This window comes from Frankia sp. Hr75.2 (assembly GCF_949319125.1).
Lineage (GTDB): Bacteria > Actinomycetota > Actinomycetes > Frankiales > Frankiaceae > Parafrankia > Parafrankia soli.
Genome location: NZ_CASGGV010000069.1, coordinates 1 through 7,006, shown reverse-complemented (window position 1 = coordinate 7,006; position 7,006 = coordinate 1). Strand labels below are relative to the sequence as shown.

General features: G+C 69.4%; 6 protein-coding genes and 1 pseudogene. 1 reads left to right on the top strand and 6 read right to left on the bottom strand.

Features of this window, described 5'->3' with window-relative positions:
• From tnpC to AC559T_RS07285, 3 genes and pseudogenes are all read right to left on the bottom strand, one after another.
• Positions 1-1,615 (bottom strand): annotated as a pseudogene (gene tnpC / locus AC559T_RS07295) (IS66 family transposase); the annotation flags it as partial.
• Between the two features lie 341 nt (positions 1,616-1,956).
• Positions 1,957-2,904 carry an alpha/beta fold hydrolase gene (locus tag AC559T_RS07290; protein WP_498868199.1) on the bottom strand — a complete coding sequence of 316 codons (948 nt, stop codon included), beginning with the start codon at positions 2,902-2,904 and terminating at the stop codon, positions 1,957-1,959.
• 248 nt (positions 2,905-3,152) lie between these two features.
• Positions 3,153-3,917 (bottom strand): 3-oxoacyl-ACP reductase family protein, encoded by a 765-nt coding sequence (locus AC559T_RS07285; RefSeq protein ID WP_498868198.1) that lies wholly within the window; start codon positions 3,915-3,917, stop codon positions 3,153-3,155.
• A 131-nt stretch (positions 3,918-4,048) separates the two neighbouring features.
• Here AC559T_RS07285 and AC559T_RS07280 point away from each other — a divergent pair, with 131 nt between their 5' ends.
• Positions 4,049-4,642: a TetR/AcrR family transcriptional regulator gene (locus AC559T_RS07280; protein ID WP_498868197.1), complete on the top strand. Its 594-nt coding sequence runs from the start codon at positions 4,049-4,051 to the stop codon at positions 4,640-4,642.
• 259 nt (positions 4,643-4,901) lie between these two features.
• On the opposite strand, the gene AC559T_RS07275 is transcribed toward AC559T_RS07280, so the two are convergent.
• The 3 genes from AC559T_RS07275 to AC559T_RS07265 form a co-directional block, all read right to left on the bottom strand.
• Positions 4,902-5,144 (bottom strand): hypothetical protein, encoded by a 243-nt coding sequence (locus AC559T_RS07275; protein WP_498868196.1) that lies wholly within the window; start codon positions 5,142-5,144, stop codon positions 4,902-4,904.
• Between the two features lie 7 nt (positions 5,145-5,151).
• Entirely contained in the window at positions 5,152-5,298 is a 147-nt protein-coding gene (locus AC559T_RS07270; RefSeq protein ID WP_498868195.1) for a hypothetical protein, read from the bottom strand.
• Between the two features lie 339 nt (positions 5,299-5,637).
• Positions 5,638-6,270, bottom strand: coding sequence for an SAM-dependent methyltransferase (locus tag AC559T_RS07265; protein ID WP_498868200.1), 633 nt, complete (start codon positions 6,268-6,270; stop codon positions 5,638-5,640).
• Positions 6,271-7,006: the final 736 nt, after the last annotated feature.

Here is a 7,006-nt window from a genome sequence, read left to right as displayed (position 1 = left end):
GCGGTGAGAGCGGGCGTGGTGCTGGCCGCGTGTGGGATTGGCATCCAGGGCTTGCCCGCGAGGGCGAGGCGGATGGCATCGATGGCGGCCAGGCCGTGGTCGCGGGCGGAGACGAGGTAGGAGCGCACGCGTAGGTAGGCGGCGAGAGTGCTGGGCGTGTGCCAGTAGCCCGAGACGGCCTGGTGCCGTTTCGGTAGGCGTATAGCCCGCTCCGCGGGGTTGTTGACCCAGGGGATCTTGAAGTCGGTGAGGAAGAGCCAGACCTGGTCGGCCTTCGCGGCGAGCCGGCGGGCCAGCACCAGGCCGGGATGGTTGCGGCCGTCGGTCCAGGGCCTGGACATGTTCGCGAGTTCGCCGATGTGGACGTCACGGTCGTAGCGGGCCCGCAGATCGTCGATCGTCTTCTGGTCGAGACGGGTCTTCCCGTCGGCGCGGGCGGCGACGACGAGGGTGTTGGCCTCGCGGAGCAGGTCGATGAGCCGGCCGGCCCACTTCTGGGCGCCCGGTGTGAGGGTCAGGACCGCCCGCAACGACCGGATCAGATGCGCACAGCACAGCACAGCTGTACGCCGGCGAGTCCGGGGTCGTACTGGTGCCAGCCGGCGTAGTCGTCGCGGGTCAGGTAGCCGTGCCAGCCGTCGAGCACCCTGGTGGCGTCGATCGCCTCCGACGGCCGTGAGCTGATCGCCGCATACCACACCAGCCCCGGCGTCGGGGTACGCACGACCAGCAGGTGCGGGGCGCCGGAGAGAGCCGTGCCGGTGGCCTCATCCAGGTCCTTGCGCAGCACGTTGACCGGGGACTCGTCACCACAGAGCACCGGCTCGGCGCGCAGCGCTGCCTTCATCGCCTCGTCGAAGCCCGCGGCGTCGAGATCCTGGGCGAGCCGGGCGTTCGCGCGGGCGACGAACCCGGTCGAGACCGGCACCCCCATCAGTCCGGCGATCACCATCGCGGCCCGCTCGACCGGCACGTTGCCCTCGGAAGCGAGCAGCACCGCCGCCGCGTGCAACCTGGGCCCGTAGGACACGCTGCCCGCCGCCGCGTGCCGCACCCCCGGCACCCCGGCCGTCGTGACCTTCCGACAGCAGCCGCAGCGGCGCCGCGGCAGCGCCCACTCCACCTTCTCCAACACCGGGTCGAGCAGGTCCCAGACCTGCGCCCACCCGTCGGCGAGCACCTCGGCACCGGCCAGGCCCTCGCCACACGACGAGCACTCCATCGGCGGGTCCACCGGCAACGACCGGTCCGGTTCCGCCTCCCGGGAAAGCCCCACCCCCGCATGCCCCGGCTGCCCGCCGGGCCTGCGGTCCTTCGACCGGACCCGTTCCGATGCCGCCCGCCGCTCCGCCTTCCGCTTCTCCTTCGCCCCGACCGGCTCCTTCGACGGCGGAACCGACGAGTTCGTACTGTCCATCCCGACCCGCCGCCGCAGCTCGGCGACCTCCAACTCCAACCGCCGCCGCTCGGCCCGCTCCGCCTCCAGTTCCGCCTCGTGCCGCTCGGCCATGTCCTCGATCACCCGACGCAGCCGGCCGTTCGTCGCCGCGAACTCCTCGATCCGTGCCTCGGCAGCCGCCAGACGCGACTCCAACGACACGGACGGATCAGCCACAAACCCAGATCATCCACGCCCTGCAGCCACGATCAAGCAACAGCCACAACGTGCCGCCCCAACGCAAACACCCAGCTCAGCAGACCGCAGTCACCCACCCGTGAATGGACACCGCCGGAACACATGATCGGCGGATCCGGGTCGCCAGCGTCGCGATCCGGCCGGCATGACGACGGCGACACGAATCTGATGATCATGCCCGGTTCGTGCTCCTGAGCGTCCGCGAGTCGCCGCATTAAGGTACTTTTCGGGCCAGACGCAATCGTGGTTGGTGACGTCGGCGTGATGCCGCCTCACTCAACCCCGCACCGGACGTGCGGAAGTCATGTGGTGCTCCTTGTTCAGGGAGTTGGGTTGGGGTAGAAGGCGTTGATCTCGGCCAGGACGCGGTCGGGTGCTTCGTGGAGGAGGAAGTGGCCGGCGCCGGGGACGTCGGCGGAGGTGGCGTCGGGCGCGGCGTCCTGGAGGGGTGGCAGGACCATCTCGGCGAGGCCAGCCTGGGTGATCATGCGGACCGGGATGGTCAGCGGGGTGTCTTGCAGCTTGGCGTTGTCGGCCTCGTCCTGGGTCTCGAAGCGGTAGAGCTCGAAGCCGGCGTGCAGGACCTGGGGGCGGGAGAACAGGCGGACGAACTCGGCTAGTTCGTCGTCGGACACGTTCTCGCCGGCGGTCTTCATCCCCTCGAAGAAGTAGGTGAAGAAGGTCTCTTCCCGGCCGGTGACCAGTTGCTCCGCGAGCGGGCGCAGCTTGTTGAAGGAGAAGTGCCAGAACATCGGTTCCAGGGTGGCGAACTTCAGGTTTTTGCCGAGCAGGCCGTAGTCCATGAGGAACAGCCCCGCGATTTGTTCGCGGTACTGGGCGGCCAGCGGGTAGGCGACGCTGACGCCGAAGTCGTGGGCGACGACCTGCACGTTCTCGCGGTGACCGAGGTGGTCGAGCAGGCGGTGGATGTAGCTGGCAAGGACGGTCTTGGCCATGGAGGGCGGGTTTCCGGTCGAGTCGCCCATGCCGGGCAGGTCGATGGCGATGACGGTGCGTCCGGGCAGCAGCTTGGGCATGATCCGGCGGTACTCGTACCAGCTCTGCGGCCAGCCGTGCAGCAGCACCATGACCTGCGGGCCGTGGCCGCCGATGACGTAGTGCATCTGCACGTCGTCGATGGTGGTGAAGCCGTGCCGGAAGTCCTTGTTGAACTCGGCGTCGTCCTTGGTCGCCGTGTCGTAGCCGGGGCTGAGTGGCTCCTCCGACTCAACGGCGGCGGCCGTGGAGGCTCCGGTGGAAGCGTTCATGGTGGCGACACGTCCTTTCTAGTGGGTTTTGTGGTGGATTTGTCGTGCACGGCGGCGCGACTGAAGGTGTGGCGAGTGCGTCCAGTGGCTGTTCGGCCACGAAGTGGCCTACCCCGGGAAGGACCAGTCGGGTCACCTCGGTGGTGGCCTCCTGCATGACGTGTTCGAGTCGCCGCCGGGTCGAGAACTCTCCGCCGATCACGAGTACCGGGATGGTCAGGTGAGTTGCGGCCGCCCGGGGCGGGTGGTCAGACAGCGGTGCCGCCGTCGATGTTCCAGTTGGTGCCGGTGACGAACCGGGCTTCGGGGCTGGCGAGGTAGGCGACGGCGCTGGCGACGTCAGCGGGCTTGCCGTAGTAGCCGACCGGCATGAGCTCCTTCAACGATTTCGCGTACGGGCCGGAGTCAGGGTTGCTGTCGGTATCGATGGGGCCGGGCTGCACGTTGTTGACGGTGATGCCGCGCGGGCCGAGTTCGCGGGCTAGGCCGCGGGTGAAACCGGCGACGGCGGCTTTGCTCAGGGCGTAGACGCTTGCTCCGGGAAAGGGGACGCGGTCGACGATGACGCTGCCGATGGTGATGATGCGACCACCCTGGCCGAGGTGGGGAGCGGCGGCCTGGACCGCGCTGAACACGCCCCGCACGTTGACGGCGATCAGCCGGTCGAACTCCTCCAGCGGGAAGTCCTCGACCGGCGCGATGTGGGAGACGCCGGCGTTGTTGACGAGGATGTCCAGTCCGCCGAAATGCTCAGTGGTGCGGCTGACCGCGGCCCGGACGGCTTCGTGGTCCGAGCTGTCCGCCTGCATGGCCAGGGCGCCTGTCGCTTCGGCCACGGCGTCGGCCTGGTCCTTGGCGCTGGCGTAGGTGAAGGCGATCTGGGCACCGTCGGCGGTCAGGCGGCGCACGATCGCGGCACCGATGCCCCGGGACCCGCCTGTGACCAGGGCGGTTTTGCCTTCGAGGGGCCGTACACCGGACCGGGTGGTGCTGGGGGCGAGCTGGGTGCTCATGGGTAAGTTCTCCGATCTCTCCACATCACACTTGCGAACCGAACCGCTCGGTTACTATAGCCATGATGACGCTACCCTAAGCCGGCCACGGACTCGTCCGCGGCGGCGAACTTTTTCTCGAGGAGGCTTCGATGCCCAGGACGGGGCGGCCCCGGTCCTTCGACACCGACGAGGCGTTGGACGTGGCGATGCGGCTGTTCTGGACCGAGGGCTACGAGGGTGCCTCGCTCGCCGAACTGACCGAGGCCATGGGGATCAACCGGCGCAGCATCTACGCCGCCTACGGCAACAAGGAGGAGCTGTTCCGCAAGGCCGTCGACCGCTACGTGGAGGGTCCGGGAGCCTTCGTGGCCCCGGCTCTTCAGCTGCCCACCGCCCGGCAGGTGGCCGAGGCCTTGCTGCACGGAACGGTGGACGCCAACACCACCCCCGGCCGTCCGCGCGGCTGCCTGCTGGTGCAGTCCGCGCTGGCCTGCGGCCCGGAAAGCGAACCGGTCCGCCGCGACCTGGCCGAACGCCGAGAAGCCGGAGTGGGCGCCCTGCGCGCACGCTTCGCACGCGCCCAAGCCGAGGGCGACCTCCCCCCCGAGATCGACGCGGACGCCCTCGCCCACTACCTGACGATCGTCGCACACGGCATCTCCGTACAGGCCGCCGGCGGCACCAGCCGCGAGGACCTGCACCGCGCCGCCGACCAGGCCCTCAGCATGTGGCCGAGCGCCTGAACCGACACTCGACGATGACCGGAACACATGGCTGAAGCACGCTGCACCAGTCTGGCCGGCCGGCGGCGCGGGTCCAGCGGCGTCGGCATACGGTCGTCGTCGAGCGGGATGTGCTGGCGGGTGTCCTCCGGGGTCGACCAGATCACGTGGCTGACCCCGGCGGTCTTTGACGGCCCGCGCCATCATGGCCGCGTCCTGCTTCTCCTGCTCGGGCGACCCGTGCTCACAGTTGGTCACCAGGAAGGCCCCTGCGCCCCCGTCAAATACCTTGGGCAGGGCCCTCGTCGCGCATGTCGGCCTCAATAATCTCGGTGACTTGCGCGGCGAGTTCCCGCGCCTTGTCCGAGGTGGCGCTGCGGGTCAGCCCGCGTGCGGCGAACTCGCGACCGGCGTCGGCGAGGATCGCCCGCGCCAGTCCACCGCCCTGGGAGCCGGTCGCGAGGACGCCTGTCCCGAGACGTGTCGCCGCCGCAAAATCTCGGGTGCGCCCGGCGTCCAGCATGGTCGCTTCAGGTAGCCGGTTGGCAGCGCTCGGCGGCGACCAAGTCGCGGGTCGCCGGTGCCACCTCGGCGGCGAAGCGTTCGATCGCGGCTGCGTCGTCGGTGGCGAGGATGAACGCGCTGACGCCGAACGGCACCGAGCCGGCCGATGTCACCGGCCTGGATCAGGGGACCCCCGACGCCACCCGTACGCGATCCCGGCCACCGCCATCTCCACCGTCACCGGACCGGGTGCATCCCCCCGCACGACTCGATCCGTCCCCACCAGCACACAACCAGCCGGCCGATCGCCAGAAAACCTGCGTTTCCTGACGATCCCCCTGGCAGATCGACAAGGGCCCTGGTCAACGGGACCCACACAGTCAATCATGAATCGCGAAGAGCTGGTCGGACGATGGCAGCTGGGCGGCTACCTCCTCGGGCACCGTCACCGACGCTGGTGACGACGGTGCCCAGCCCGCCGGGCGTGAAGGCCACCAACGGGAACCGTGATGTCAGGGGAGGCGGGCGAGGCCCCCGTACACATTGACCTCGGCGTCGGTCGGGCTGTCCGTGCTGGGGTCGTCGGGCCGCCAGCGGTGCACGGACTGCACTCCGGGCTCGACCATGTCGAGGCCGTCGAAGAAACGCTCGACCTCGCTGCGGGTTCGGACCGTGGCGGGGATGCCCTGGCTGCGGTAGACATCGACGACCCGCCCGACATCGTCGGGTGCGAAGTCCGGGGTCACGTGGGTCAGCGCCAGGTAGCTGCCAGCGGGGAGCGTGTCGAGATAGCGCTCGAGGATCTTCACGGGTTCCCGCAGGTCGGCGTCGAGGTAGGCGGTGCGGCCCTCACCGGTGCCGGTGAGCAGGGCGCGCGCGTGCGCGAGCACGATGGGATCGTTATCGGCATAGACCACCCGGCAGTCCGAGGCGACACCCTGGGCGACCTCGTGCAGGTTCGGCGAGGTCGGAATACCCGTGCCCACGTCCAGGAACTGGCGGATCCCCGCCTCCTGGGCGAGGAACCGCGTCACCCGGTGCAGGAACGCACGGTTCTGCCGGGCAGTGACCCGGCCGTGCGGAAACACCGCGAGCGCCTGCTCAGCCGCCTGCCGGTCGGCGGGAAAGTTGTCCTTACCACCCAGGTAGTACTGTAGTCGTACATGCGGGCGGTGTGCGGAACGTCCACCTTCAGATCAACCGGGTTGATGCGCTCCCTGAACCACGGCTTCGGGCTGGACGCGCCGGCCTCGATATCGGTCACCGCACACAACCCCCCACATCCGGCGTCATCGTCTGGGATCACCCTAACGGGCAGCCAGCCCCTTCCCCCAGGACCCGGCAGACCGTGGTCGGCTGGCACAGACCCACCCGTGCCCGCCGACGCAGACCACACGGCCCCGGGCGGCCTCGAACCCCGAAACCCCGGGTTATGCGGTTCGGCGACCGAGCAAGGCGGCGCGATCACGTTCGTGGGTGCGGAGCAGGTGCACTGAGCCACGCCCCGCTGGCGGTCCTTGACGGGCGCGAGCGAGATCTTCACCGCCGCCCTGACAGGATGATCACATCAGCGTTACAGCGACCACTCGAGCCCGCCTCAGCGGCGGTGGGGCCAGCGCAGGCCGTCTGCGCCGGCAGCGACCTGGTCCGCGGTGACCTTGGCTATCAAGATCGTGTTGTGGTCGTCAGGGTCGCCTCGACGATCCGGTTCTCGGCTTCGGGTGCGCCGCCCTCGGCCCAGACGTGGGCATCCTCCGGCGCAGCTCCGCCCCGCCGGTCGGTCCCGGTGTCAGCCGGTCGCCCGATATCGGGACTGTCCAGCTAACGGATCTGGCGCATATTCGGCGGTTACGTACAGTGATCGTGCGGCGCAGCATTGTC

Bases quoted from the DNA above. Each gene is read 5' to 3' on its own strand.
- AC559T_RS07290 (WP_498868199.1), bottom strand. From the start codon at position 2,904: ATGAACGCTTCCACCGGAGCCTCCACGGCCGCCGCCGTTGAGTCGGAG.
- AC559T_RS07285 (WP_498868198.1), bottom strand. From the start codon at position 3,917: ATGAGCACCCAGCTCGCCCCCAGCACCACCCGGTCCGGTGTACGGCCC.
- AC559T_RS07280 (WP_498868197.1), top strand. From the start codon at position 4,049: ATGCCCAGGACGGGGCGGCCCCGGTCCTTCGACACCGACGAGGCGTTG.
- AC559T_RS07275 (WP_498868196.1), bottom strand. From the start codon at position 5,144: ATGCTGGACGCCGGGCGCACCCGAGATTTTGCGGCGGCGACACGTCTC.